Genomic DNA, 26,895 nt, shown 5'->3' on the forward strand with positions numbered 1-26,895 from the left:
CTCTGTGCGACATCACGAGTAAGAGGACTCCGAGAGTAAGAGAAGTTGGTTAAAGAGGAATATCAAGATAGTAGCCCCCCCCCTGAAACAGAAAACGTTGTTAATGGGCCATTTCACAAGCTTAGAGAGCAAGTAACTTCAGAAATAGGAACTCCGCAACTGTACCTGCCGCAGCGTATGACCCATACAGCGACTTGCTAGCCGAAATTGCCAGACCCCTTGGCTTAAAATCTTTCTTTGATCGGAAGTATAATTCTTAGCTCTATGAAAGCGAGTCGATCCTGCCAAATCAAATCTGGGCTTGTCAAGAAGATTTTTGACGTTAGCGTAAAGCTTCAGTTATTCGCGGGAGCAATTGTGATGGATATAGCTATTCTTGAGGGCCGTTTCTTTGAAAGAGGAGTTCATAGGGGTCCAGCTTAAGATTCGTTGCTAATTGATCGAGAGTTTTCTTCATCTGTTCTGCAGGGTCGTTACCTCGTTTCTTGAGGGTGGTGAGGACGGTTGTGAGAATACTGCGCGTCTTGGCTCCGTTATCAGAAATAGATCCATAGCTGACCTTCCTTGCCACAACAGTGGGTCTCAGATCTCTTTCGGCTAAATTGTTTTCTGCCGGAATCGTTCGGTCTCGAGCCCAGTGATAGAGCCTCTCTTCATTTTCACGGAAGATACCTTGGATCCGGCGAATGCCCATATGGCGGGCCGGTCGTTCCATTGCGGCCTTAATTTCAGTCCGAAGCTTAGCCGCTCGACGATAGAATTGCTTATCCGTAATCGGTTGGCTGCGAAGTCCCTGAGCGAGTGCAAGTAAAGGAGCCACAACAGCCACAAAAGTTGAGACCTCTGCTTCTTCGGGAAACTCTTTTTCCAAATCCTGGACATCTCGCAGAAGGTGAGCGTAACAATATTGAATCTCACATGGAGCTTTCTTGTAGCCGCGGTAACGATCCACAACCAAAACGCCCGGTAGCCGATCTTTGCCGAGGACTGCATGAGCTACTTGGGACGAGCGACTCTTGCCAAATTGGAAAATGCTCAAATCGGGAGTGGCGAAGAGCCAAACGTATCCGTTCTTGCCGTCAGTGCGCCAGCTCGTCTCATCTGCGTGTTTCACAGGAGCTTGTCGATATTCTTCAATGAGCTTCTGGGGAACTCTTTCAAAAAGTCGCCCCATTCGATGATATACCTCCATCAGGCTTCCTTCGCTTACTCCAGTCTGTTCACAGATTCGTCCCATGGGAAGACCATAGAAGTAATACATCGTCATGGCATTGGCAATGAGTTGATTTCCGTAAAGACTCTTGGGAAGCACCCCGGGAGTCTGGGGAGTAAACGTGCGTTCACAACGATAACAATACCTTTTGGGTAAGCGAAATACTATTCGTTCGGGTTTTTGAGAAGGCGTATCCAGGACACTCCTCTCTTCCACCCCTTTCTTTTCAAGAATACCCCCGCATTCGGGACAGATATCTGGAGCCTCCACTTCTACCGCATAATCAAACTCGCACTCGTGGCTCTTGCGACCGGAACCTTTGTGTCCCTGCCGCGCACCTTTGGGCTTTTTCTCCTTCTGTTCACTGTTCCTCTTGATTGGTATTTTGGATGAGGGAGTGGAAGAGCCGAAGTATCCTTCTTGAGCCTTGCGCTCTTGATAGCGCAGTTTAGCCTCCAGGCTCTGGATCTTTTCTTTTAACTCGTCAATGCAACGCTGTTTTTCCAAACAAACCGGACAACCGTTTATGCCCATCCCATCATCACCTGAACAAGCGTTTCACCCACCAAGCCTATACCCCATCTCAAACCCGAACGCGAGAACCATTTAACCCCAAAAATAAAATTCTTCTCAAACTACCGCTCGAAACTGAAGCTTTACACGTTAGCTGAATATTTTTTGGACCGGAAATGCCTGGTTTACCAAGAAACGATTTATGATTGCCCAATTAGTCCCCGGCTTTTATTCAATGTATGAGAGCATCGACGGTAAGTAGTGTGGCTAAAGGACTGAGTGCCTATAAAGTAGCCCTCGGCCGGGTGTGCCTGGTAAGAGAAAGACGCGGGAGAGTTACGGGAAACAAGAAAGAGGAACTAAAGCACATAGGTAGGCAACAAGACGGAAGCAATCTGAGGGAAGTTGTAATAATGACGCTGTAATCGAAACAAAATAGTTTCTTCGCTGACCGGATTACCGCGCATCTTGCATGCACTGCGAAGCACTGATGACAATATGCATGTAGAAAAACGATCTTACTTAGACCGCCAATGCTGATTAATACCACTATGCGTTCAAAGAAGTAATCCCGCCACCGGGTGGAGCAAATCCGGTCCTGGCATGCCTCCGAAGCGAAGTCAGGCGGTGCTGTTCGTAGCGAAGGAGATTTGCCGGGACCGGTAAATAACAGGTTTCTCAATATTCCCTACTATGAAAGCACATTGGTACAAATGTGTTCACGCAGATTTGAAAGACAAGAAACACTGCCACAACTTGCAGTATGAGGACAACAAAATGATGCTCCCTTTCATGGTCGTGCCAACCCGGTGATGCTCAACCCACATCCGGAGCGACTATACTCTGCACAGAGGTTCAAGCGTCCCTGTATCTGGGAAAATCAGTGTAACCAACAGCGTCGAACGAATACCAAACCTTCGTTTCTGCCTGCGGATTTAACGGCCAACCATTCGCGAACCGTTCTACCAGATCAGGATTGCTGAGATATGGTCGGCCGAAAGCGATCAAATCGGCCTGTCCGTTCTGAATCGCAGCCTCCGCTGTTTCCTGAGTGTATCCACAATTTCCCATGATCGGCCCCTTAAACACTTCCCGGAATTCGGCCAGCGTCATGGGCTCTCCCAATGCATGAAACCCAAATGCCAGGCCATCCATTACATGGAGATATGCAAGATTGTACCGATTCAACTCTCTAGCAACATAGAGAAACGTGTCACGATAATCCGGTGAGCCCATATCGTTGAAAATACCGTTCGGTGCCAGATGCACGCCTACTCGGTTAGAGGGCCAGACAGTGAGAACTGCGTTCACGATTTCATCCAGAAACCGATAGCGGTTTTCCAGACTACCGCCATAGCGGTCCGTCCGGTGATTCGTCTTGGATTGCAGGAACTGATCGATCAGGTATCCATTCGCAGCGTGAAATTCAACCCCGTCAAACCCTGCAGCTTTCGCGCGTTCGGAGGCCCGTCGATAGTCCTCCACGATGGCTGGTATCTCACTGGTTTCCAGCGCTCGAGGCGCTTCGTATGGCAGCTTGCCTTTAGGCGTGTGACTATAGTCGCCGTTAATTTTGATGGCAGAAGGTGCTACCGGAAGATCTCCGTTTTCGAAAAAAGCAGCGTGGGAAGCCCTCCCGCAATGCCAAAGCTGGAGAAAAATCGGTGTTCCTGTGCGGTGGACCGCGTCGACAACTTGCTTCCACGCTTCGGCCTGCTCATCAGAATAGATTCCCGGACTGTTCAGCCAGCCAATGCCCTGTTTCGAGACGACAGTAGCCTCACTGACGATCAATCCGGCCGAGCTCCTTTGAGTATAATACTCGGCCATCAGTGCATTTGGCATCCGCTGCTCGCCCGCCCGTGACCGGGTCAATGGCGACATGACGATCCTATTTCTTAATGAGAGCCCGCCTAAATCGTATGAAGTGAATAAAGAGCCATTATTGATTCTTGTGACCATGTTTTTACCTCCAGCAATCGGACGTGTGCGATGACTTGCCGTTTCGTGCGTGCTTCATGCTCGTGAGAAGGGAAGGGCGGTCTGCTGGACGGCCAGAATCGTACATTCCAGCCCAGACATCATGCATGGGCAAAAACATCGCTGCGTTGCTGAAAAAGCCTGTCCTTTCTTATGCGTGAACATAATTCAGGGTATGCCCGCGGTCAAGGGCGATACTGGAGAACAGGAGTGGATCGTGAGCAGGCAGTTCGTCGTGACGATATCAGTGTGCGTTCAAAGAAGTAATCCCGCCACTAGCGGGAGCAAATCCGGACCCGGCATGCCTCCGAAGCGAAGTCAGGCGATGCCGTTCGTAGCGAAGGAGATTTGCCGGGTCCGGCAAATAACAGGTTTCTCACAATATTCCCTCTATGAAAGCACATTGGCATGATTCGATGCGATCGATCTGCCATCGCTTGCCTGCCGGCAATGAAGAGGGTGTCACAAAAATTTCTGAAACCTTATCTTCCAACGGATGTCTAGTAAATCAGGTCCATGTGAAAGACGCACCGTGCGTCTGAACCGCTTGCTGCTTAAAGGACAGTTGACTATTGTAAGACTCTTTTTAGGCGGTCCTTTGAGAGCAAGCCACATGGACTTTCTGCGTTCTACTTCAATTTATCCACAGTTCCTGTTAATAAGTCGTGGTTAAACCTGTGGATAACTTCCTCACGACGGGCAATTTCTTCGGGATTTCGCAAAATGCGCTGGAGATGGGCAATTCGTAAGTATTTGAATTTTGGATGGGTTAGCTAACCTACGGAAGTCATTTAATGGTTTCCTAATACAAACAATGACTGGCTACGAGTTATTAACACCTGTGGATAAGTGATCGCGAACGGAATTTTCAAAAAGTCCGTGATGTCGGTAAATCGTCGCGAGATTCTGGAAATTGTCTTCGAATTTCTGCATAGCTGTTTCGGTTGAATGGAACCTGACCCGAGATTTGTTCTTGCGCGTGTTTGTTTTCCTCTCCACGCAAACAGAGTTTCTCTGTTTGAAATTCGATCTCTGAAATAATACTTCGAAATCATCTTCCATCAGGACTTTGCAGAGTGCCACTTATCTACAGAGAAATTGTCTCGGTATCTTGACAACCGAACCGCGATGACCAAATAAGTGACAGAAGTTAACCATCAAGGTTAATTAAGGCCAAGAATCTTGAACAAGGAGGACAGGCGTTATGTTTGAATTAGCACCTTGGAAACGTAAAGAAGGCGAAACCGGCTCTCTTCCGGCTCCTTGGGTGTTCCGTCGTGAATTTGACGACCTCATTCAAAGATTTTTTGGTGATGAGCCATTTTCGCTCGGAATTACGAGCAAGACGTTCTCACCCGCAGTCAATATCTCCGAAAACGAGAATGAAATCCTCGTCACGGCAGAGATTCCGGGCATAGAAAAAAATGACCTGGATATAAGTCTATCTGGCGATGTGCTGACGATTAAAGGAGAGAAAAAGGCTGAGCATGAAGAGAAGACCGAAAATATGCACCGAATCGAACGGTCCTACGGCAGTTTTTCTCGCTCATTCGCTTTGCCCTGTGAAGTGCAGGAAGACAAGATAAATGCTAGTTACAAAGATGGTGTCTTATCTCTGAAGCTTCCTAAAGCTGAAAACTGCAAAGCAAAATCGATTAAGATTCCTTTACAGTAGTACAGTAATGTATTTCAGAAACTCTACGGCGAGCATTACCGCTCGCCGTAGAGTACGGCCAGGCAAAAGTGCGGTCGTGGAGCGGCTGTTCGTGTGGGGTTGATAATGCGAGGATTATCTCATTCCTGTGGCATCGCCACATAGCACGAGAAACTTCAGTCTTTGGCGTTCAGGGGCTACCCCTGCAGACCCGCAATGGGCTGTCAGAGCCTACCCCGGATTACATCTGCCGGCGATTATCCATAGGATGGGATAACTTCTTTGAGGTCGCCCGCAGATTGAAAGTATTCATAATTGTAGATCAGTCGCTGGACTACAGCTCCTGCCAGTCGCTTGTAAAAAAGCATACCGCTGGCGGTATCCTTCTCGAATATTTTGGCTAGACGTTCTTTTTCTATTTTCAATATCTTACTGGGAAGCACACACTCGGCGGTGGCTATGTATTCAGGTCGATCTACTAAGCCAGTCCATCCGAATGCTTCCCCTGGAATATTGACTGTGTACGAGATCTCAGCTTTTGTTCCGATGTACAGTCGAACTCTTCCCTCTGTCAGAATATAAAAGAACTGCGCCGGACTGCCTGCCTCAAAAATGAGCTTTCCCGGCTCGTAAGATTCTTCGACCATAATTTTGGAGATCTCATTCATAACCTCCGGGCCGAGATCCTTGAATAAATCCGCTCTCTGGATAATCATAGGATTCTCCTTTTTTGAAGGGGCGTGGGAAATCTGGTCAGACCAACGAAATTCCGTCCAATCATTCTTGAAGGGCTCAGAAAACTCCTTGACGATGATTCTCCTCCTTTTTCTCCTTGGAACGGGGTGCCTTATGCTCCGGCGGAGAACTGCCGAAGAAGCCGCTGTGGCACTCAAGTACGTGGCTGAATTTACGAATCGAAGTTTCAAGGAACAGGAAACTCATATGGTCTTTCAGACGATTCCCCTTTCTCCGTTGGAGCCTCCACAATTAACACCGGGCGATGGGCAGACCTCAAGACGCTTCTGGCTATGCTCCCCATGACCAGATGCTTCACTCCTGTGCGCCCATGGGTTCCCATCACAATAAGATCCACTGATTCTCTTGCAGCCAATTCCACTATCTCCTTGGGCGCGGAACCGATCGTGCAATACGGCTTGACCGGTATCAGGGAGCCGTATTCTTCTGCCAATTCTTCGAGGCGAGCGGCTGCCGCATTCTGAGTACGTTCCAGGATCTGGTCAAGCTCTTTCCCGACCCAGTCCACATAGCTCGGGAATCCGGTTGCATCAATTACGTGGATGATGAGAAGCTCAGCCCCAAAAGCCTTGGCATAGTCTACTGCGAGCTGGCGAGCAGGGAGGCTGTTTACTGAGAAGTCAGCGCAGAAGAGGATTTTCTTGGGCAGCATGACACGGACCTCCTTGTGGTGTGAGACGGTTCGTGAGACACTATAAACCCCAATGACTGACTGGCTTATCTGTTGCCCTTACTATCATAATTGTAAGATTGAGCTATTTTTGTCAAGTGACGGATTCTCGTTGGAATTGACGGCCGCTTTCCCTTAGTTAGCCGCTTTTTGAGCTTGATGCGAACCTTACTGACGGCGGAATCCGGACTGGTCAAAATAAACGTGGAGAAATCCAATATGATGAAACTTCACCACGGTACTATGGGATCCACACCATAGGCAATGAGCCATCTTTTCTTCCGTTTTCCGGTCGGATGCCGAGTGCAATGAATGACGAATTAGGCAGATATTGCTATGGAATCCTGTTCTTAGGGATTTGGCACGACTCCTGCTTACTTCTTGAAGTGACCGGTAGCGATTGGATCGGATTATCTTAGAGACTCGTCCTAAAGACCTTCTGAAACCAGAGAAATCACCCAGTGGCCGAAGTCGGCCTGAACAAGCTTGAAAGGGGATCGTCGGAATACGAGAAACCAAATCTTGTCCAAGATGAGATGTGGCGGAACACGCTCCGATGATACGGAATTCGAGGGGTGATTTGAGTGGAAAAGTGGCGGAAACGCAGCAACGCCTCGAACTGGCTCCTCAGGCAAGCCGGATGATGTAGTCAAGATAGAAGATGAGTATCTCAACGTCAATCTGTTTGCGAAAGGGTCAAGGAGTGACTCCTCACGATCATCCAAGTCGATATGCTACCCTAAAACGTCATGGGTTGTTCCTGGGTATATTCGGAACCGCTCTCGTCGCAGTCTCATTTGGATGGAATTTGTCCGAGCTGCAAAAAAGTGCCGGCGATCATGCCCGGATCAGCGCAAGGATGGCATTCGAGAAAAATGTTAGTTATCGACTCTGGAATGCCCAACATGGCGGAGTTTATGTTCGGACAGATCAACGGACCAAACCGAATCCGTACCTTGAAGTGAATGAGCGGGACATCTCTACTCCCTCGGGGATTCCTCTCACACTCGTAAATCCCGCATACATGACACGCATGGTGCACGAGATCCAGGCAGTACGCAGCGGAATGCGAGAACATATTACCAGCTTGAATCCCATTCGACCTGAAAATGTGGCGGATTCATGGGAGAAGAATGCGCTGAGGTCTTTCGAAGAGGGTGAAACAGAAGTTAGTTCCATTGAGAATATCGATGGTAGGCCCTACATGCGGTTGATGCGCCCATTGTTGACCGATCGGAGTTGCTTGAAATGCCATGCAAAGCAGGGTTACAGGATGGGTGACATCCGTGGAGGGATCAGCGTGTCCGTCCCTATGGAGAGGTTGTGGGTTGAATCTCGTGACAACATTCTCGCATTGGCAGTCAGCCACAGCATCATTTGGCTTATCGGCATGCTTGTATTGTTTGCGGGCACCCGCAGGATGAGCGATCGTATTGTTGAAGAGGAGCAAAAGGAAAAGGCTCTTGCCAAGAGCGAAGAAAAGTACCATTCGCTTTTTTCAAGCGTTATGGATGCCATCATAATTTTTGACGCAGAGACCCTCGCTATTCTCGATGTCAACGATGCAGCCATCAATCTTTATGGTTACAGCAAGGACCAATTCCTGAGCCTGAAGTCTCTCGATCTCTCCGCGGACAAGGAGGCTGTTGTTGAAAACCACACAAAAGTCTTCATGGGAGATGCTGGGGCAACTTCGATTCGCAACCACAGAAAGAAAGACGGAATCCTGTTTCCTGTCGAAATATCGCGATCGGTGATGGAAATTGGTGGGAGACAGGCTCTCTGCACAGTCATTCGAGATATCACGGAACGAAGAAATGCGGAAGAAGGCATTAATAACGCCTACAATGAACTCGAAAGAAGGGTGGAAGAACGTACCGCCGAACTACACAATAGAAATGAACAACTCGCCCTGGAAATCTTAGACCGCAAAAGAGCTGAAGAGGAGCTTCGTCTTGAGAGGGAACAGCGTCTCTCGATTTTTGAGAGTATAAACGAGATGGTTCTCGTAATTGACCCGCAACCGTACCAAATCTTGTATGCCAACAAATTTGCTGAAGACCTGTACGGAAAAAGCCTCATAGGAAAAAGGTGTTACGAGGAGTTGTGCGGCCTGGATTCCCCCTGTGAGTGTTGTCCTAACCAGATGCTCTTGGAGTCACCCGAAAAACACTACCAACATGAGTATCACAATCCTAAGTTGAATAGAGATTTCCTTGGAATGGACAGATTGATGAAGTGGCCTGACGGTCGGATTGTGAAATTTCGGTTAGCCATAGACATCACTGAATACAAAAGAACGGATGCAGCACTCAAGGAGATCCAGCGACAACAGAAGGTTCTACTTGATCACATCCCGGCCATTGCCTGGCTCAAGGACAAAGAAAGCCGTTTCATTGTCGTGAACCGGCCCTTCGGCGAGGCCTGCGGAGTTGCTCCGGAAGATCTACGGGGAAAAACTGACTACGACATCTGGCCCCCCGAACTTGCAAAGCTATACAGGGACGATGACCGTGAAGTTATGGAATCGGGCACCAGGAAACGAGTCGAGGAACCTCTCCAGGACAAAGACGGAAACAGAATCTGGATAGAGACCATTAAAACCCCCACATACAATGATGCAGGAGAAGTTGTCGGAACTATCGGGATCGCTCAAGACGTAACAAAGAGGAGGACGGCGGAAGAGGCCCTGCGTCTCAGCGAAGAACGGTACCGTAGGTTGTTTGAAGATGCACCCATAATGTACGTCATAACGAGGAATGAAGAAGGAGTTCCTATCATCAGCGACTGCAATCAGTTCTTTCTACGCTCCGTGGACTGCACACGGGATGAAGCTGTGGGGCACCCACTGGCCGATTTCTACACTCCCGAATCGCGTATCGAACTGCTTGACCGCGGAGGCTACGCTCGAGCACTGGCAGGGGAGTTTCTAATAGGGGAGCGAGAACTTGTCAAACGCGATGGCAGTATCATCTCGACGCTTCTTTACACAACGACTGAATTGGGTCCTTCCGGACTCGTGATCGGGACACGGGCAATGTTTGTGGACATCACGGAACGCAAGAGCGCGGAGAGGGAGAAAGAAAGCCTCAGTTCCCAACTTCTCCAGTCTCAAAAGATGGAATCCGTTGGCACTCTCGCTGGAGGAATTGCTCACGATTTCAACAACCTTCTTACGGTTATCCTGGGTTTCTCGGAACTCATCATTTCTGAAAAAAAAGAAGGAGACAGTGACTACGAAGATCTCGCGAAGATAATTCATGCCGCTCGAACTGCCGGAGATATGGTTCAACGAATCCTTGCCTTTAGCCGCAAGACCGAAACCAAGCTCCGGCCAATCGACCTGAACAAGCAAGTTACTCAGTTGAAGAAAATGCTTACCAGACTGATTCCCAAAATAATTGAAGTTGAAATCAACCTTGATCCCCGTCTCACGAAAGTGAATGCCGATTCGGTTCAGATTGAACAAATTCTGATGAATCTGGCGGTGAATGCAAGGGACGCAATGCCGAATGGCGGTAGGTTGCTCATCGAGACTCAATCCGTCTTTTTGGACGAGAATTATTGCCGCGGGCATCTTGAAGCGTCCGAAGGACGGCATGCTCTTCTCGCGGTCAAAGATACGGGTGTCGGCATTGACAGGGCTACAATGGCCCGCATATTCGACCCTTTCTTCACGACCAAGAAACCGGGTCAAGGAACCGGATTGGGACTCGCAATGGTGTACGGAATAGTGAAAAGCCACGGCGGACATATTACATGCGAGAGCGAGCCGGGTGTGGGGACCACATTTAAGATATACCTTCCCGCTCACCAGGCTGAAGGGGAGGCAGACCTGAGTTTTTCCGGAGAATTTTCAGCGCTCTGCACGGGGACAATTCTTCTCGTGGATGACGAGGAATTCGTGAGGTCACTTGGCCAAAGAATCCTGGAGAAGGCAGGTTACACCGTCATCACCGCAACCAACGGTCAGGAAGCAGTGGAGATCTATAACGAGAAGAGGAACCGGATTTCACTGGTAATCCTTGATCTCATCATGCCGGTGATGGACGGGAATCAATGCCTCAAAGAAATCCTCCGGCTCGATCCGAGCGCGCGAGTGTTAATCGGAAGCGGATATACTCCTGAAGGGGCCAACGCGGAAACACTGGACGCAGCCAAAGGATTCGTTGGGAAGCCATATAATGTGAAGGAGCTTCTCAAGACAATTCGCGAAGTCTTAAAATGAGAAGTAATCAACCACGATCCAGTATGGCACGTTTATCACCGGCCGTCGTTCCTCGGGATGTTCGCGGCAACGTGCAGATGTCGGTTCGACTCGTTTCTTGGGACTGGATCGGAGCCTGATTTTCCTCCGTATTTCGCAACAACGGCACAGAAGATCTATTCGATCTTTGAGCAAGGAGACAACCCATGGCGGAACACAGAATCGTAGCGCTTTCGATTGTCTTTTTCATCCTGGTATGCTTTAGCGATGCCGTGTTTGAGTCTTTGGTCTTTCGTGAGAGGCATTTTTGGGATTCGCTTGTATTGGATGTCCACGGACATGCAATTTTTCTCAGATCGCTGGTGACCTTATCTTTTCTGGCATTCGGCTTGATTGTTTTCCGGACCGTTAAACGGCAAAAGCGTGCCGAACAAGCTCTTGCAGACCGTTCAGCCAAGCTGGCAGAGTCCAATGGCCTCCTGCAGGTCGAAATTCAGGAGCGCAGGCAACTTGAACGGGATCTGAGAGCAAGCGAGGAGCGTTACCGGACCATCGCGGATTTCACATATGATTGGGAGTCCTGGATTGGTCCGGATGGGAAATTTATCTGGGTTTCTCCTTCATGCCTTCGTGTCACCGGATATGCTGCAGAGGAGTTCCTTGAGGACTCCGCGCTTTTCCAACGAATCATCTATCAAGACGATCTTGAATTGGTGCTGAACCATATTAGTAGACACTTAAACGTCGATCAGTTGAATTCACATTCCTTGGATTTCCGCATCGTACGAAGAGACGGTGAAGTCCGCTGGATAAACCATGTTTGCCAAGCGGTTATTGGCGAGGGGCAAAGGTTGCTTGGCAGAAGAGCCTCTAACAGGGATATCACTGACCGTGTAAATGCCCAAGCATTGCTCAAGGCCAGTGAGGACCGATTTCGGTACATTTACGAAAACTCCCCTGCGCTGATGCACTCGACTGACGAGACCGGGATTGTGCGTGATGTTAACCAAAAGTGGCTGGAGGTGCTCGGTTATTCCAGGGAAGAAGTTGAGGGGCGTAGCATCAGCTCTGTAATGACTACTCAGTCGTCAAACAAAGCTATGTCCACAGATCTCCCTCAGTTTTGGCGAGACGGCAGCGCCAGGGATGTGCCGTATCAATACATCACCAAGGATGGCAACATTCTGGACGTTCTTCTTGACTCCGTTGTCATGGAGGACCCGATATGGGGCAGATCCAGTTTGTCCGTAGTCCGTGACATCACCCTCCGTAAGAAAGCTGAGGAGGAGACTAAGCGGACCAAGGCTCTCCTCGATTCGATCGTTCAAAATCTTCCCACACCGGTTTTTCTTAAAGATGCCCGAGATCTGAAATACATTCTCTGGAATAGAGCCAGCACTGAGATATATGGTTATTCCGGCGATGAGCTGCTAGGTAAGACTGCCCATGACTTTTTCCCAAAGGAACAGGCGGATCGTTTCGTCGAACAGGATCGAGAGGCTTTGACATCAGGTAAAATGTTGTGCGTGTCGGAGCAGTTGGTGGATAACAGAAACAAGGGCACGAGAATAATGCATACCAAAAAGCTTCCGATACTCGACGAGGATGGGAGCTCACGATATCTGCTCGTTATTTCAGAGGATATAACCGAACGGAAAGAAGCTGAACAGGCTTTGATCAGGGCTCGTGAAGCAGCGGAGCAAGCGAGCCGTGCGAAAAGCGAATTCCTTGCCAACATGAGCCATGAAATTCGTACTCCCATTAACGGAATTGTGGGTATGACCCAACTAGCGCTCAACACTCAGTTGACTCCGGAACAGGTCGAGTATTTAGAGGCTGTTGAGACATCTGCTGAAGCTTTGCTGAGGCTCATCAATGATATCCTGGACTTCTCCAAGATGGAAGCAGGAAAATTGGAGCTTGTAGCTGTTGACTTCAGTCTGAGAGATTCCATTGCCGAGACGATGACAACTCTGGCGGTACAGGCCCACGCAAAAGGATTGGAATTGCTCTATCAAGTTGCAGAATCCATACCTGATACGCTGACTGGAGATCCTGGACGCCTTCGCCAAATTCTCATCAACTTGATTGCGAATGCGTTGAAGTTCACTGAACGAGGAGAAGTGGTTGTCAAGGTCGATCCGGACTCCGAAACAAAGCGCGAGATCCGTCTCCATTTTTCCGTTGCTGACACAGGCATCGGCATCCCTGCTGAGAAGCAACAGAGGATATTCAATGCGTTTGAGCAGGCCGACGGATCGACCAGCAGAAAATATGGCGGGACCGGTTTAGGCTTGGCCATTTCTTCTGAACTGGTTCGAATGATGGATGGCAGCATCTGGTTAGAAAGTGAACCGGGAAGGGGGAGCATTTTTCATTTTACCTCAACCTTTCGCGTTGCGAAGGAACCCATTCATACGCCTGCTCCCGCCGATGTGTCGGCATTAGAAAACCTGCCGGTACTCGTAGTTGACGACAATGCAACGAACCGGCGGATTTTGGAGAACACTCTTCTCCAATGGCAGACGAAGCCGACGATCGTGGACGGTGGTGAAGCGGCGCTACATGCCATGAAGTCTGCCCATGAGGAAGGAAGACCATTCAAATTGGTGATCACGGATTGCATGATGCCGGAAATGGATGGTTTCGAGCTGGTACGACGGATAAATGAGCACCCGAGTTGGGCGACTCCGACGATCATCATGCTCACTTCTGCCGGTGAACGGGGAGATGCTGCCAGATGCATGAAACTGGGAATCAGCGCTTATCTGTTGAAACCCATCAAGCAATCCGACTTGTTTTTCACCATTTCCAGAGTGTTGAAAGAACCTCAAGATCATCCTGCTCAACCTTCTCTCATAACCCGACATTCCATTCGAGAGAGCACGAAGCGGCTTCACATACTCCTGGCCGAAGACAATGCCGTCAATCAGAAGTTGGCGGTCAAAATGCTGGAAAGAATGGGGCACACGGTATCGGTCTCAGCAAACGGTCAGGAAGCACTCGATTGCCTGAAAATTCAGAAATTCGATCTCGTATTGATGGATGTTCAAATGCCCATAATGGACGGGCTCGAAGCAACGAGAATCGTGAGGGAGCATGAGAAGACCTCGAATGAGCACGTCCCTATTGTCGCTATGACGGCCTACGCTATGAAGGGTGACAAGGAGAAGTGTTTGGATGCAGGTATGGACGGGTACATATCCAAGCCTATCAATGCCCAGGAATTGTTTGAAACCCTCGAAGACCTTTTTCACAATGAAACCCCGGAGAAAACCGTAGAGCCCCGGTCGGAGCCCGAGAACTCCGTGGTGAACAGGACCCAAATCCTTGATCGGGTCGGAGGCGATGAAACTCTTCTTAAGGAAATTGTGGATCTTTTTATCCGTGACTACCCTAGGCTCGTTTCTGAGATCCGTACAGCCATTCGTGAAGGTGACGCCCTGAAGTTGGAAAAAGGAGCCCACGCCCTGAAAGGATCTGTTGGGAATTTTACCTCTGACTCTCCTTTTGAAACAGCGTTACAGCTCGAAGTGATGGGAAGAACCCGAGACCTCTCCCAGGCTCAGGAAACTATGAAGGACCTGGAAGAGCGAATCCGGCATCTTGTGGAACAGCTTCTTTCGATGAGCCAGGAGATGGGCTTGTGATACCATTTTGCAGTGTGTACATAAGATAGCGAAGGACACCTCCAGCTCCCTGAATATAGCAGTTCCTATAAAAGACCATATGCTGCATCTGGTCTTTTATCGTTCGTTGTGGCGTTTTGCGCCATGGGAGTTGACATAATTTCTGACCTTTTGACCACGTTGTTCTTTGAAAGGACAGTAGGGCCGGCGTCCCTGCCGGCCAGAAGTGGTTGATTTGTATTTGTAAAACGTGCCGGCACGGAGGCACGGCACCCACCAATTGTCGAGCAGTGCTTTTCGCAATCGGACGCTATTTTATACACTTGCTATATGAAAAGAAAATCGAATCGGTATTACTAGCACCTCACAAGTTGAAGGATTGGGCCTTACTATGGACTATCAGATCAACTACAGATGATTGGGAGACAAGCTACGCGTGTCAGCTTTCTTTACTTACTGTCAAAGTGGAGGACATGCCGAGCTAACTCATATGACTGAAGTAAGAACCTGTAATGATTCCTGGAAGGACACACGATCAGCGGTGGAACTTCTTTTGAGCCCCAGATTTCTTTTATGGGCACTTCTTACAAGACCTGCTGTCTGTGCCCTTTTTACCATCCGGTTCAATTGGTACAAAACATGCATATTGGTACCTTTGGTGCACGTTACTTTGCTTTCTTGGGGTAAGTCATACCAACTCCCATGGCGAAGAGCGCCACAACGAAGGATGAAAGTCCCTTGAACTGAGATGAGAGCATGGCTACCTGCCTAGTATGAGATGAAATCAAACAACACTAGGAGGCGTGTCATGCCCTCAAGAAACCAGAATAACACTACCATATCAGTCGTGCACGAGATATCGTGCGGATTGGACGTCCACAAAAATTCCGTGTCAGCGTGTCTGTTGTATTCAGACAGTTCCGGTACAGAGCAATCCGAAATGCGTGAGTTCCAAACATTCACAGATGACCTTATCAAACTCAAGGAATGGCTCCTGGAACGAGAGTGTCCTGTAATTGCGATGGAGAGTACAGGACCATATTGGACTCCTGTTCATAACGTCCTTGAAGATTCCGTCAAGGTTATCTTGGTGAATGCCCGACACATGAGAAATGTTCCAGGCCATAAGACCGACATCAGCGACAGCAGATGGCTAGCCGGACTCTTGCGTCACGGCCTGCTCAAGGCCGCCTTTATTCCTCCGAAACATCAAAGACAGTGGCGTGATTTGACCCGAATGAGAAGAAACTACAAAGAAGACCTCGGGGATTTCCAACGCCGCGTTCACAAGCTCTTTCAACAGTCAAACATTAAAATCGATTCCGTGGTATCCGACCTGTTCGGCGCAACGGGCCGCAACCTCATGAAACTCTTAATCTCAGGCAACAATTCCCCTACGATTTCCGAGGTTGAAAATTGTCTGAGAGGATCGCTGCAAGACAAGGCAGCGGAGCTCCATCGCTCTGTCCAAGGCTTCTTCGAGGCCCATCACCGGTTCCTGTTGTCTCTTTTGCTCAACACGATCGAAAACCTAGAGACCCAAATCTCTATCCTTGAATCCCGTATCAAGGAAGTAATGAGAGACGCTCAGGAAGCGATCCGGCGGCTCGAAGAGATTCCCGGTGTAGGCGCGGTTTCCTCCCATGCCATATTGGCCGAGATAGGCCCAACCCTGACTGAGTTCCCCACCGCCCATGCCCTCGCTTCCTGGTGTGGCCTCTCTCCCGGAAACAACCAAAGCGGTGGCAAGCGATTCAGTGGCAAGAGCCCTGTCAAAAAGAACCACCTAAAAACCATCATGGTTGAAGTAGCCTGGCCGGCAATCAAGGCACGAGGATCCTACTACCGGGCCAAATATTACGCCCTGAAAGCGCGCTTGGGGGCCAAAAAGGCCATAATCGCAGTAGCCCACAAAATCCTTAAAACCATTTACCATGTACTCAAATACGGAGTACATTTCAAAGATCTCGGAGAGACTTACCTGCTCGAAAGAAACCGAGAGGCCAAGATAAAATACCTTACCTGGCAAGCGTCTCTCATTGGGTACGAACTCGTACCCCTGGATCAACCGGCAGCAACAGCCCAAGCACCTATATTCACTTAGAAGCGCATCAAAGTCGAAACGCAAACTGAAGCCGTGAGCTCGAATACCAACATGACCAATCGCCGGCTGGCACAACAAACTGTCGGCTCCTTTCGGAGACCACGCATGGGAATCTTCTTAAACTTGCCGGCTTTCTCGAATGGAGATCAACCATGAACATAAGAAAACCTCAAACCCTTGCTGTGTAGCTCGGGACTTTCATGGGAATGTGCGTTCATAGAGGGAATATTGAGACACCTGTTATTTGCCTGGACCGGATTTGCTCCCACCGGTGGCGGGATTACTTATTTGAACGCACATCGCGTATCACAGGTGCCGGTCCAAAAAGATACAACGGCTTCAAGGAGTAGGGGACATGTTAGTAAAAGATTGGATGAGCAAAGACGTGACCTCCCTCAACATCACCGATACTCTACAGCATGCCATAAATTTGTCTTCTGAGAAGAACATAAGCATTATGCCGGTGCTGGAGAGTGGAAAACTCGTGGGGATAGTGACAGATCGGGACCTGAAACGGGTATCACCTTCAGATGCAACCCGTCTGAATGTAGAAGAGATTAAATACCGACTTTCCAGGGTCGAAGTCGGAACGATAATGACCCCCCATCCCATAATTGTCCCGCCGGATTACACAATCGAAGAGACTGCTGAAATTCTCCTAACGAACAAAATTTCGGGCGTTCCGGTGGTGGACGACAAAGGTACCATTCTTGGTGTTATTACCAAGAATGACCTGTTCAAGGCTATGATGTCTCTCACTGGTTTATTGAAACGAGGACTGCAATTTGGTTTTCTGCTGGAAGACAGGCCCGGCTCGATAAAAGAAGTTACTGATATTATACGCCATTATGACGGAAGATTAGCAAGTATTTTGAGCTCTTATGAAAGAGCTCCGCAAGGGTACAGGCACGTTTACATCCGTGCATTTAACATAGATAGGAGCACGATGACCCAGCTTTTGGAAGAGCTCAAGGCAAATGCGAATGTGCTCTATATGGTCGATCATCGCGAGAATAAAAGAGAGATTTACGCAGATTCATTGCAGGATCTTGCACTGAAGACTCTCGAAGTCACGTCCGGCAGCATCTCCTAAACCAGGCTGTCTTGATCGTCCGATCGAGAGGAGGTATCAGCCATGGTCCCCAGAAAAATTCTCTTCTGTACAGACTTTTCGGAGAATAGCCAGCCGGCCTGGAAGCTGGCGGTGGAATACGCACAGGCCTTCCATGCAGAACTTCTCATTCTCCACGTAATCGATTACAATGATTTTCCGGGCTATGTCGATTGGGCCGAAAAACTGCGAGAAATCCTTGGGAATGTGGAACGCACTGCCAACGAGCGCCTTGAGTCGATGATGCGGGAAAGCGGTCAGTCCACGAAAACTGTGAAGACCTATTGCCGAACTGGTACGACCTACCAGGAAGTCGTTCGTCTGGCACAAGAAGAATCGGCAGATTTGATCATTCTGGGAACGCATGGACGAAGTGGTGTTAAGCATCTTGTCATGGGAAGCGTTGCCAGAAGCGTTCTAAGAACTGCGCACCGACCTGTGCTTATCGTGGAAGGCTCATAATGAAAGGGCGGGATGGAAGATTCCAAGTAACAGTTTCTGTTCGCCATGTATTATAGCAGATGACTGGTAGTGGCCGGCGTCCCTGCCGGCCCGAACCTGTTGATTTTTATTTGAAAAATGAGCCGGCACGGAGGCACGGCACCTACCAAATATTCCTAATCTTCAATCGGACACTAATTTTGACCGAGAAATGCTTTTCGCAATTGGGCACTGTTTTATACGCTTGCTATAGAATTCCATGAACTTGATCATGTCGGACGGATGCTCCTTCAGGATTCATTCGCCTTCTAATTGGAAGTAAGAATCATAATCTGCTGCTGTTGCAAGTGTTGGTAAAGAACAATAAAAATTGGAGACTTGGGTTGCTGGAGTGGTGCCATCTTCTTGAAAGAAGGCTGAGAGCGTGAATTAGCTATTCTTGCTTAATGGAGAAGCGAACCGAAAGTCTTTTTCCTTCAATAATTTTCACGAACTCGCCATCAGATGCCGGGAAAATCACGAAGCGATCTGCACAATCGATCGACTCGCTTGAGCATGGTTGGTATGCGATAGCGTCCTTGCATTGATGCAACGTGCTTCGCTGCCAACGCCGGATCGATGCCAACAGCAGAGACGTATAACGGTTTACGGCTGCGACCGCGAATCACTGGGAGGGCATTACTCGACTCTCTATAGGGATCCTTCGCCACGCCTATCACAGCGATTCCAGAACCCAGAGCCCGGTAGAGATGCGCTCCCAGACCAGGTCGATTATCCGGAGCAAGCCACACGTAGCCATCTACAATTACCGCTTCCAATGTGTGTTGCACTTTTTGGAGCACCGGGAGCAGACATGGTAATTCACGTTTGTAGAAGTTGCCTGGTACATATGGTTCCACTTGTGCGATGTTTTCCAGGAATTCAGCCTCGGCTCTGTCTTCCCGCCAGTCTCGGAACACTATAACAGCGGCTGTTGCGCCGCCTGCAGAGTGATAGTGAACGTCAACTGCGGCGATCATCGGTTTTCCATGAGAGCTTGAGTCAAAATATCAGGCAATTCGTCCCTATTGTTCTCCAAGACCGAGTACACTTTCAGATCCGGGCGGTTCTTTATGTCCTGAATGAATTTTCCCCCTTTCAAACTGATGGAACCAATAACCAAATTTGGAGAATCCAGTGCCCGAACCAGGGTATTCCGGAATAAGGAAGAGAAGCATTCCATCTTGCCTATCTCATCGATTACTATTATCTGATCTGTGTTAGAGGCAATAATTGATGGAACGGCAATGTGTTCAAGCTCATAAAGATTCACTCCATATCTGCCAACCGTTATCGGTCCATCCCAGTCATCTTGTGCAAGAATACCTTCTTTGCCGTCCAGTGTGCTTGAACGCCTTCCTGCTAGTCCAGGAACAAGCCCCCTTCCGTTATCGGTGAGGTGTTACGCCGACCACCTAAAGCCGGACTAGTCAAAACCGGCGCTCGGCCTGCTGCAACCTTTCTCGGGACATGCTTTTCCTGTGCGTTCCCGCAGTATCCTACTGCTCACGTCATCTCTCACCGCATTGAGAATCCGGAGCCCCACTTCGAGGTCTTTCACGTGAGGTCTGGAGACTTGTTTCGAAAATCGCTGATAATACAGATCATCGCAGCCGCCCAGGGCATATAGCAGGTCGTTCGCTTTACGACGCCATTTGTCAAAACTGCATGTGTCAAATTCGTATTCTACGGCCACGCCGTGTATCTGACCTCTCTCGACGAAATCACGTCCCTCGTCGTGCAAGGCATCTATCTTATCCAATATACTTGCGTCGAAAGTCATTTCCGATCACTCCCCTTCCGGTAAGCAATCCAATTTTCTTTCCTTGTCGTAATTAGGGCCTGTGACGAGACATCTTTCACAATGGGTCTTATGTACCAGATTGTGCTAACGCAGAAGGCAATAGTCAACGTGGTAATTCGGGATTATATAGTCGCCTCAAAGATTTTCTTATGACCTTCCGGTGCCTTCAGTATTACCTGGAAGTTTGAAAGCTAATCGTTATTGTTGGTTTTCCGAATCAAACACTTGGATCTTGTGCAAGCAGAATTCGGTGGATTCAATTATCGGAGAATCTGGCAAGAACTTTAGTCAAATAGGCAAACGCCTGAAGATGCAGAATGCTATCATTTTGTTCATGGCGCCGACGTGCGGCATAATTTGTGATTAATAGGAGGAGGCCTTTGAAATGGCCTCTTATCGGAAGGAGAAAATACATGGAAAGGCGAATTTCGCGTCGCAGTTTCCTGAAAAAAAGCGCGATAGCATTGAGTACCGTTGCCCTATGCGATTCTAGGGGCATAGGCAGCGCTGTTGCCGCACCACAGAACAAATCCCAAGTATTTTTTACAAAGGATATCAGTGTCAACGGATTGCTGAAAATCTATGCCAAAGTCAATCAAGGTATGACAGGCAAAATTGGTATCAAGTTACACAGCGGTGAGCCGCATGGGCCGAACCTGTTGCCAATAGAGCTCATCAAGGGCTTGCAGCCGCATATTCCGAACAGCACCATCGTCGAATCCAACGTCCTCTATCCAAGTCCTAGAAGAACCACAAAAGGGCATCTCGAGACTATCAAGACGAACGGATTCGATTTTTGCCCGGTCGACATAATGGACGCGGACGGCGACGTCATGCTTCCCATACCGGGAATGCGTGAGTTTTTTGACAAGTGGTTGGACCCCTCGTTAACGCAGCGCCCCTTTATTCCGGGAGTGCATCTCACCGATATCGCTGTGGGAAAGAGTCTTATGAACTACGATTCCCTCCTCGTTTACACGCACTTCAAGGGCCACACGAGCGGCGGCTTTGGCGGATCGCTCAAGAACATCGCCATAGGCTGTGCGTCGGGACAGGTAGGAAAGCGCCAGGTACATGGCGAGGGCTGGTCTAAAGGGCCGCTCTTTCTGGAGCGCATGGTCGAAGCGGGCAAGGGAATCACCGGACATTTCGACCCGCATATCACCTATATCAATGTCCTCAAGAATATCTCCGTTGACTGCGACTGCAACGCACATGGTGCAAAGCCTACTTGCGACGACATCGGCATAGTCGGGTCGACGGATATATTGGCTATCGACAAGGCTTCGGTCGATTTGGTGTATGCGCTGCCGCCAGACCAACGACGCGATATTGTGGAACGCATTGAGTCCCGAAGCGGGCTGCACCAGCTTGAATACATGAAGACTCTAAATATGGGCAATGATCGGTATGAGCTGATCACACTCTGAGGGAAGAGGGTATCCGGCGCTTGAGCGACGCATACCCAAGGACCACTTTGCTCAAAAGAAAACGCAATCTTGGAAATAGAATAGAGGAGGCGTTATGTCTGTTCCCGTCTATCTGGCGGAGCTCACTGTGAAGAAGCCATCGGACCACCGTTTGGCCAAGATCAAACGGCTTTGCGAGGCAGTCGACCTTGCGGAAAAGGTAAAGCCGCTCGGAAAGGGTGGTGAGGACGATGTGGTTGCAATCAAGCTGCATTTTGGCGAAACGGGCAACGACACGTATTTGCACCCGACCTTCGCTCGACAAGTCGTTGACTGTGTGAAGGCAGCGGGTGGCCGTCCTTTCCTCTCGGACACCTGCACGCTTTATAAGTCCACCCGACACAACGCCGTGGATCATCTGGAAACAGCCTATCGTCACGGCTTCACACCGTACGTCGTGGACGCGCCGGTGATTATTGCCGACGGCGTAACGAGCAAGTCCTACGAGGAGGTATCCGTCAATCTGAAGCATTTTTCGAGTGTGAAGATAGCGCAGGCCTTCCGTTCCGCTAACGCCATGGTGGTGCTCTCCCACTTCAAGGCTCACATGATGGGCGGCTTCGGCGGCGCACTCAAGAACCTCGCTATGGGCTGCGCTCCACAGGCAGGGAAGATCGACCAGCACGGCAGAAACGTGGTGATATATCCCGGCTGCGTAGGCTGCGGCGAATGCGTGAAGGTGTGCCCGCAATCCGCGCTCTTTTTGGAAAAGGTCGAAAAAGGCCGACACGTCGTCGTCGATAAATCCCGCTGCATCGGCTGCTACGAATGTGTAACCGTGTGCAAGCAAGGGGTGATCGGCATTGACGAACCCGGCGAATACACTTCCTTTGTCGAACGCATGATGGAATACGCCTACGGAGCGGTCCAGGGCAAGGAAGGCCGCATCTGCTACTTGAATTTCGTAATGAACGTGACCACGCAGTGCGACTGCGCCGGGTGGTCGGAACCGGCCCTCGTGCCGGATCTGGGCATACTCGCATCGACCGATCCCGTTGCCCTGGATACGGCATGCTTCGATCTGGTGAATATGGCACCCAACCTCATCCATTTGGATGGGCACGATCTGCACTCTTGCGGGTACGATAAGTTCGCGGCGCTCCGTCCGAATACCCGCGGCCGGCATCAGTTGGAGTATGCCGAAGCAATCGGCATGGGCTCACTCGACTATGATCTGATCAAGGTGTAAGACCTCTAGGAATTACAGAAGGTAAAATGGAAGGGAATGGGCAGTGTCATGAAACTCTTTAGGACCTGGCCATCATGGAGGGAGTCAATCCCAAAACCCTTCTTGGTCCAGAATCTTTTGGAAATTGTGGGAGAACTCTCCGAGAAGACTTGACCTTAGACAAAAGGCTTTGCCGACAACTACTTTAAATTATAATGGTTAACTGTAAATATCCAGTCTACGGATCAGAAGGCCGGGAGTTCGAATCTCTCAGGGCGCACTGTACAGTATATCATCCGGCACCACTTATACCGATTACTCGCCTGACGAGCCAGTGCAGGTAGCACACCTCTTTATCGGAGAGACCGGCGCCGAAGTTGAACAGCTCGCCTTTTGTTTTCACGGTGATGCCCTGGGTCTTGGCGTGCTTGTTCAACATGGTGTGCAACCACGATGTCGAGCCATCTGAGATCTTGGGCCTCGTATACTCACCAGCATCGCGTTTGGCCACCAAACGCACCCCCGAGCCGGCCGAAGCCGGAGAAGTCTGAGCGATCCCGCGATAGACATCCAGGATGTCGTCAGAATGAATCTTGGCTGTAGTGGTGCGCCACGCACTCCGCTCCTCAATCAACACTTCGCGTGCAGTTGCAGTGACCGTTGTGCCCCTTCTTAAAGCGCCTAGGACCGAGTCCGTTATGAACAAGACAAGAACCACTGCGAAAACCAACAGACCCCAGTCAATCATGAAGATCTGCCTCGACGGGGGGCTTTGTGCGCGATGGAAGAACGAGACTATATCCGGTCCGAAATTAGCCATGATTGCCAGAAGGATGACTAGAAGCCCGGCCAATTCCAGCAGCATCAAGAGCCTAAAACCGGGGCCTGGAATAATGATGCGGACCTTGTCCTCGGATTCCTCGACCTGGCTAAGCATGTTGCTCGGTCAGGCCATTTTCTCATGTCGGACCTCGCCGCGGCCAATGCGATCCTGGAACGAGTCTTCAAGCTCGTCCGGGAGCGTCACGGATTCCTCACCTGTGCCGCCCTCCTTAAGAGGAAGGCGGAGAAATTTGGCCAGAAAAGCAGCACGCGCGCGGGCCTCCCCATACTTGTTGGAATAATACAGCATGAGATCGTTGCTGCCAGACCTGGATTTTAGGACAACAGAAAACATATCCCGGGTATCCGAGTCGCCCGGATCTAATCGTATAACCACACTATGGTAAGTGCGCAGGCTACGATTTGTGGTCTTCATGGGGATCAAAAGGCCCCATTGCCGGGTCAAACTACCGCAGCTCACATCGATAGTGGTCCACTCACGGCCGAAAGCCAGACAACCTCCAACAGCGAAACAGATAGCCCCCGTAAGAAGCATCGACGGCCATCCATCATAAAACATTTCCTCGAGGTTCTCCAAGGGCACGATTCCTACCGCGGCGAGTGTAACCAAGACGCCGGCCCCGAACAAAAGGATGCCGCCCAGCGATATGATACCTCCGCCTTGACGAACCTCAACGCAGTGATGCGATACTTGCTTGAAGGGGAGCAGGTCCTTCATTGGGAATTCCTTGCGCGGACTGCCGTTTTTCGCGAACGACGACCCGATGTCACCAACGGGTTGGTCGGGTATCGGTGGCGAGGAAACGGCGCGCGAGCTTCGTCCGGGTACCTCAGCGATGAGGCCTTTTCTCGCAGACGCTTCTTAGCTGCTTTGAGCCCGATGGGTGAGAGCCCATACCGCTCGCAGATGTCTCGTTCGTCAAGTCCGCTGCTAAGGTCGGCGGCCAGCGCTTTGCCAGAGATCTTCTGGCGCCAAGGGGGTTATTCTCCTTTCTGCTTACCCAAATGACCATAGGCCAAAGGAGGTGCGTCCGATCTTTGCCGCGTATTGGTCGAGCACCTGAAAACACCGAGGCGCTTGCAGACCCTCCCTTCCGAGCACCACCCGACCACCTCACCTTGGACCCTCCCCGGCCTCGAACTGCTTCTCCAAGTCCATGACATTGTCGTCCCGTTATGTGAGATCTTTATCAGGATTCGTTAAGCAATATGTGGGCCGGACCTGGCCAAGGTCAAGTCTCAAATTAGCCTTAAATAGTAAGACAAGTCAACTTCCAGCAAGCACAGAATCTTCATGAGTTACAAAAGAGGACGCTCTTAATAACTAAGAAACTCCCTCCGGTCGACGGTCAGTATCAGTATTGAAACTCGAGACGAACCGAACAAACAGAGTCTTTGGCCTTAGATTCCACTCGATCGGGGTAAATATCCTGGAGGAATCCGGACAGCCCAATCGAGAAGGGAAGCTCCTCTACGAGATCGTGCGGAAGCGGCCTGTCTGGAGGCAAGTGTAGCAAAGTCCCTTTATAGGTAACGTCAAGGACAAAGGAATATTCATCAAAGCTTGCTGAGAACGTGACCGGCCCATCGGCCAAGGCTCGTTCCTGCAAAAGCCCGAAAACCTCGGCGGCCATCGCCGCAACCCTCTGAGTCATATCCGCACGGCTTCCCCACTTCTTTCCACTCTTCTGTATCATAGAAGTAACCTCCTGCAAGGACGTTTCGTCGAGCTTAACGGAAATTGACTCGCGACGGCGCATCCCTATGGTGAAGAGGAGGTTGAGTAGGATACCTGACGCAGTGGCAATTGTGAGCAGCGATCCGGTCATGGGCTGCGCCCAACTGGGGAAAGTCGCAAAATAGTGTGGAAGCACTTTCTGAGTGAGCGCAAGTGGCAGCGAAATACCGATTATAAAAGTCTTCCGTATGTCAATGGCCTGCATGGTGATGATATTCATTCCCCCGACGATCATGAAGCTCCCTGTGAACACAAGTCCTGCCCCAACCACGGAAATGGGTAAAGCCAGAAAAATGGCTGACACTTTGGGAAAGCAGGCAAAAGCAGCGAACCAAAAGCCGATGGCCAGAGCTATGTACCGACTCGTCGCTCCAGTGGCCTTGGATATGCCCACGGCGCTGGGTGCAGCGCTCAGGCCTATCCCGCCGATCAGACCGGATACTGCGCACCCGATTCCGTCGGCAAGGACTCCTCCCTTGATGGATTTCATCTCAGGACGTTTCCAGTCCGCATCGTTGAGCCGCTGGCATGTCATGATCACTCCAATGACTCTTAGCCCGGCTGCAAGGCCTGCGAAAAGAAAAGGAACGACCAGTGAGAAATGAAACGAGTACGATATATGTGATAGGCTGGGAATAGCAAAGATTGGGGCAGCCCATATCCGGGCTACGTCCGCGTGGTTGATGTGACCCGCGGCAATCGCAGCGATCAACCCCACGAGGATGCCAATGAGGGTGCACAGCAGCCGAAACATGCCCTTACCCCAAACGCTCAGCCCTACCATAACCGATACGGTCAACGTCGCGATTGCCAGGTGAACTCGAAAGTACTCAGCGCTGACACCCGGTTCCACTACAAGCAGCTTCTCAGCCCCGACAAGCCCCAGTTCAATTCCCACGGCCAACACTATGAGGCCCGATACCACCGGTGGAAAATAGCGGCGAAAACGGAGCAAAAGACGTGAAAGTATGGCCTCGAATCCGCCGGCAACGATGGTCATCCCGCATACCAATGGAAGCCCACCGATCTTAGCCGCCACGATAGAGCTGTGAAGATACACCGCAGACAGCACCGGCGGTGCAAGATAACCCGAGCCCACCGGGCCCCGCCAAAGCCCCTGGAACACCGCACCGGCACCCAAGGCTATCATACCCAGGCTCACAGCCTGTTGAGCAGCTTCTTCAGATGCTCCGGCTTCTCGCACGACGATCACTACGAGCACAAGGTAGATGGCCAACACCGACACCAACTGCAATCCCAGAGCGCCCAGCTTGATCGGTGGTGGTACTTCGTCCACTGCGTACACAAGGTCCTTGGGTCGTGTCATGTCTTCCTCAACTGTCCGCGCCTGCAATCAGCAAGACATTCATCGATTATTAGTCAGTGCCAAAAATTCTGTCATATATCCCGCGTGTGAATTACAGGATATTGGTAGGGATCGGCGTCTCTGCCGGTCCATTCTATCGATATCATTAATTATATTTAAAGATATGCCGGCACGGAGGCCGACACCCACCAATACTTCTATCCTCAATCGGACATTAATTTTGGCAATT

The 26,895-nt window shown here is 50.1% G+C and carries 18 protein-coding genes; 8 read left to right on the top strand and 10 right to left on the bottom strand.

Annotated elements, in window-relative coordinates; translation table 11 throughout:
- Positions 1-370 precede the first annotated feature (370 nt).
- Both tnpC and DESTI_RS09720 read right to left on the bottom strand, forming a co-directional pair.
- Positions 371-1,747 carry an IS66 family transposase gene (gene tnpC, locus DESTI_RS09715; RefSeq protein WP_014809758.1) on the bottom strand — a complete coding sequence of 459 codons (1,377 nt, stop codon included), beginning with the start codon at positions 1,745-1,747 and terminating at the stop codon, positions 371-373.
- An 834-nt stretch (positions 1,748-2,581) separates the two neighbouring features.
- Positions 2,582-3,688: an alkene reductase gene (locus DESTI_RS09720; RefSeq protein ID WP_014809794.1), complete on the bottom strand. Its 1,107-nt coding sequence runs from the start codon at positions 3,686-3,688 to the stop codon at positions 2,582-2,584.
- Between the two features lie 1,222 nt (positions 3,689-4,910).
- Here DESTI_RS09720 and DESTI_RS09730 point away from each other — a divergent pair.
- Complete coding sequence (locus DESTI_RS09730; RefSeq protein WP_014809795.1) at positions 4,911-5,381, top strand: Hsp20/alpha crystallin family protein; 471 nt, start codon at positions 4,911-4,913, stop codon at positions 5,379-5,381.
- A gap of 236 nt (positions 5,382-5,617) precedes the next feature.
- Here DESTI_RS09730 and DESTI_RS09735 read toward each other — a convergent pair whose 3' ends face one another.
- Together DESTI_RS09735 and DESTI_RS09740 are read right to left on the bottom strand one after the other, a co-directional pair.
- Positions 5,618-6,076, bottom strand: a complete 459-nt coding sequence (locus tag DESTI_RS09735; RefSeq protein ID WP_014809796.1) for a cyclic nucleotide-binding domain-containing protein — start codon at positions 6,074-6,076, stop codon at positions 5,618-5,620.
- Between the two features lie 206 nt (positions 6,077-6,282).
- Positions 6,283-6,768, bottom strand: coding sequence for a universal stress protein (locus DESTI_RS09740; RefSeq protein ID WP_014809797.1), 486 nt, complete (start codon positions 6,766-6,768; stop codon positions 6,283-6,285).
- A gap of 679 nt (positions 6,769-7,447) precedes the next feature.
- Between DESTI_RS09740 and DESTI_RS28680 the strand changes: the two genes are divergently transcribed.
- From DESTI_RS28680 to DESTI_RS09765, 5 genes are all read left to right on the top strand, one after another.
- Positions 7,448-11,014, top strand: coding sequence for a PAS domain S-box protein (locus tag DESTI_RS28680; protein WP_083846695.1), 3,567 nt, complete (start codon positions 7,448-7,450; stop codon positions 11,012-11,014).
- Between the two features lie 185 nt (positions 11,015-11,199).
- A complete protein-coding gene (locus DESTI_RS29920; protein ID WP_014809799.1) occupies positions 11,200-14,643 on the top strand; it encodes a PAS domain S-box protein in 3,444 nt (1,147 codons plus the stop codon).
- A gap of 787 nt (positions 14,644-15,430) precedes the next feature.
- On the top strand, positions 15,431-16,726 hold the full coding sequence (locus tag DESTI_RS09755; RefSeq protein WP_014809800.1) for an IS110 family RNA-guided transposase: 1,296 nt from the start codon (positions 15,431-15,433) through the stop codon (positions 16,724-16,726).
- A gap of 355 nt (positions 16,727-17,081) precedes the next feature.
- Positions 17,082-17,819 (top strand): CBS and ACT domain-containing protein, encoded by a 738-nt coding sequence (locus DESTI_RS09760; protein WP_014809801.1) that lies wholly within the window; start codon positions 17,082-17,084, stop codon positions 17,817-17,819.
- A 42-nt stretch (positions 17,820-17,861) separates the two neighbouring features.
- Positions 17,862-18,299 carry a universal stress protein gene (locus DESTI_RS09765; RefSeq protein ID WP_014809802.1) on the top strand — a complete coding sequence of 146 codons (438 nt, stop codon included), beginning with the start codon at positions 17,862-17,864 and terminating at the stop codon, positions 18,297-18,299.
- A 479-nt stretch (positions 18,300-18,778) separates the two neighbouring features.
- Here the strand turns inward: DESTI_RS09765 and DESTI_RS09770 are convergent, their stop codons facing one another.
- The 3 genes from DESTI_RS09770 to DESTI_RS09780 form a co-directional block, all read right to left on the bottom strand.
- Positions 18,779-19,297: an endonuclease V gene (locus DESTI_RS09770; protein WP_014809803.1), complete on the bottom strand. Its 519-nt coding sequence runs from the start codon at positions 19,295-19,297 to the stop codon at positions 18,779-18,781.
- Positions 19,294-19,659, bottom strand: coding sequence for a nucleoside-triphosphatase (locus tag DESTI_RS09775; protein WP_083846696.1), 366 nt, complete (start codon positions 19,657-19,659; stop codon positions 19,294-19,296). The genes DESTI_RS09770 and DESTI_RS09775 overlap by 4 nt, the downstream gene beginning before the upstream one ends.
- An 84-nt stretch (positions 19,660-19,743) precedes the next feature.
- Complete coding sequence (locus DESTI_RS09780; protein ID WP_014809804.1) at positions 19,744-20,100, bottom strand: hypothetical protein; 357 nt, start codon at positions 20,098-20,100, stop codon at positions 19,744-19,746.
- A gap of 434 nt (positions 20,101-20,534) precedes the next feature.
- Here DESTI_RS09780 and DESTI_RS09785 point away from each other — a divergent pair, with 434 nt between their 5' ends.
- Entirely contained in the window at positions 20,535-21,551 is a 1,017-nt protein-coding gene (locus DESTI_RS09785; RefSeq protein ID WP_014809805.1) for a DUF362 domain-containing protein, read from the top strand.
- A gap of 94 nt (positions 21,552-21,645) precedes the next feature.
- Positions 21,646-22,779, top strand: a complete 1,134-nt coding sequence (locus DESTI_RS09790; RefSeq protein ID WP_014809806.1) for a DUF362 domain-containing protein — start codon at positions 21,646-21,648, stop codon at positions 22,777-22,779.
- A 271-nt stretch (positions 22,780-23,050) separates the two neighbouring features.
- Here the strand turns inward: DESTI_RS09790 and DESTI_RS09795 are convergent, their stop codons facing one another.
- From DESTI_RS09795 to DESTI_RS09805, 3 genes are all read right to left on the bottom strand, one after another.
- A complete protein-coding gene (locus DESTI_RS09795) occupies positions 23,051-23,695 on the bottom strand; it encodes a hypothetical protein (protein WP_014809807.1) in 645 nt (214 codons plus the stop codon).
- 9 nt (positions 23,696-23,704) lie between these two features.
- The gene (locus DESTI_RS09800) at positions 23,705-24,319 is read right to left on the bottom strand and encodes a hypothetical protein (RefSeq protein WP_014809808.1); all 615 of its coding nucleotides are present in this window, start codon (positions 24,317-24,319) and stop codon (positions 23,705-23,707) included.
- 637 nt (positions 24,320-24,956) lie between these two features.
- On the bottom strand, positions 24,957-26,666 hold the full coding sequence (locus DESTI_RS09805; RefSeq protein WP_014809809.1) for a uracil-xanthine permease family protein: 1,710 nt from the start codon (positions 26,664-26,666) through the stop codon (positions 24,957-24,959).
- Between the last annotated feature and the right edge of the window lie 229 nt (positions 26,667-26,895).

The sequence above is a fragment of the Desulfomonile tiedjei DSM 6799 genome, from assembly GCF_000266945.1.
Taxonomy (GTDB): domain Bacteria; phylum Desulfobacterota; class Desulfomonilia; order Desulfomonilales; family Desulfomonilaceae; genus Desulfomonile; species Desulfomonile tiedjei.

What these genes read in the sequence shown, in the direction of transcription:
- tnpC (WP_014809758.1), bottom strand. Translation starts at nt 1,747, where the DNA reads ATGGGCATAAACGGTTGTCCGGTTTGTTTGGAAAAACAGCGTTGCATT.
- DESTI_RS09720 (WP_014809794.1), bottom strand. Translation starts at nt 3,688, where the DNA reads ATGGTCACAAGAATCAATAATGGCTCTTTATTCACTTCATACGATTTA.
- DESTI_RS09730 (WP_014809795.1), top strand. Translation starts at nt 4,911, where the DNA reads ATGTTTGAATTAGCACCTTGGAAACGTAAAGAAGGCGAAACCGGCTCT.
- DESTI_RS09735 (WP_014809796.1), bottom strand. Translation starts at nt 6,076, where the DNA reads ATGATTATCCAGAGAGCGGATTTATTCAAGGATCTCGGCCCGGAGGTT.
- DESTI_RS09740 (WP_014809797.1), bottom strand. Translation starts at nt 6,768, where the DNA reads ATGCTGCCCAAGAAAATCCTCTTCTGCGCTGACTTCTCAGTAAACAGC.
- DESTI_RS28680 (WP_083846695.1), top strand. Translation starts at nt 7,448, where the DNA reads ATGAGTATCTCAACGTCAATCTGTTTGCGAAAGGGTCAAGGAGTGACT.
- DESTI_RS29920 (WP_014809799.1), top strand. Translation starts at nt 11,200, where the DNA reads ATGGCGGAACACAGAATCGTAGCGCTTTCGATTGTCTTTTTCATCCTG.
- DESTI_RS09755 (WP_014809800.1), top strand. Translation starts at nt 15,431, where the DNA reads ATGCCCTCAAGAAACCAGAATAACACTACCATATCAGTCGTGCACGAG.
- DESTI_RS09760 (WP_014809801.1), top strand. Translation starts at nt 17,082, where the DNA reads ATGTTAGTAAAAGATTGGATGAGCAAAGACGTGACCTCCCTCAACATC.
- DESTI_RS09765 (WP_014809802.1), top strand. Translation starts at nt 17,862, where the DNA reads ATGGTCCCCAGAAAAATTCTCTTCTGTACAGACTTTTCGGAGAATAGC.
- DESTI_RS09770 (WP_014809803.1), bottom strand. Translation starts at nt 19,297, where the DNA reads ATGATCGCCGCAGTTGACGTTCACTATCACTCTGCAGGCGGCGCAACA.
- DESTI_RS09780 (WP_014809804.1), bottom strand. Translation starts at nt 20,100, where the DNA reads ATGACTTTCGACGCAAGTATATTGGATAAGATAGATGCCTTGCACGAC.
- DESTI_RS09785 (WP_014809805.1), top strand. Translation starts at nt 20,535, where the DNA reads ATGGAAAGGCGAATTTCGCGTCGCAGTTTCCTGAAAAAAAGCGCGATA.
- DESTI_RS09790 (WP_014809806.1), top strand. Translation starts at nt 21,646, where the DNA reads ATGTCTGTTCCCGTCTATCTGGCGGAGCTCACTGTGAAGAAGCCATCG.
- DESTI_RS09795 (WP_014809807.1), bottom strand. Translation starts at nt 23,695, where the DNA reads ATGCTTAGCCAGGTCGAGGAATCCGAGGACAAGGTCCGCATCATTATT.
- DESTI_RS09800 (WP_014809808.1), bottom strand. Translation starts at nt 24,319, where the DNA reads ATGAAGGACCTGCTCCCCTTCAAGCAAGTATCGCATCACTGCGTTGAG.
- DESTI_RS09805 (WP_014809809.1), bottom strand. Translation starts at nt 26,666, where the DNA reads ATGACACGACCCAAGGACCTTGTGTACGCAGTGGACGAAGTACCACCA.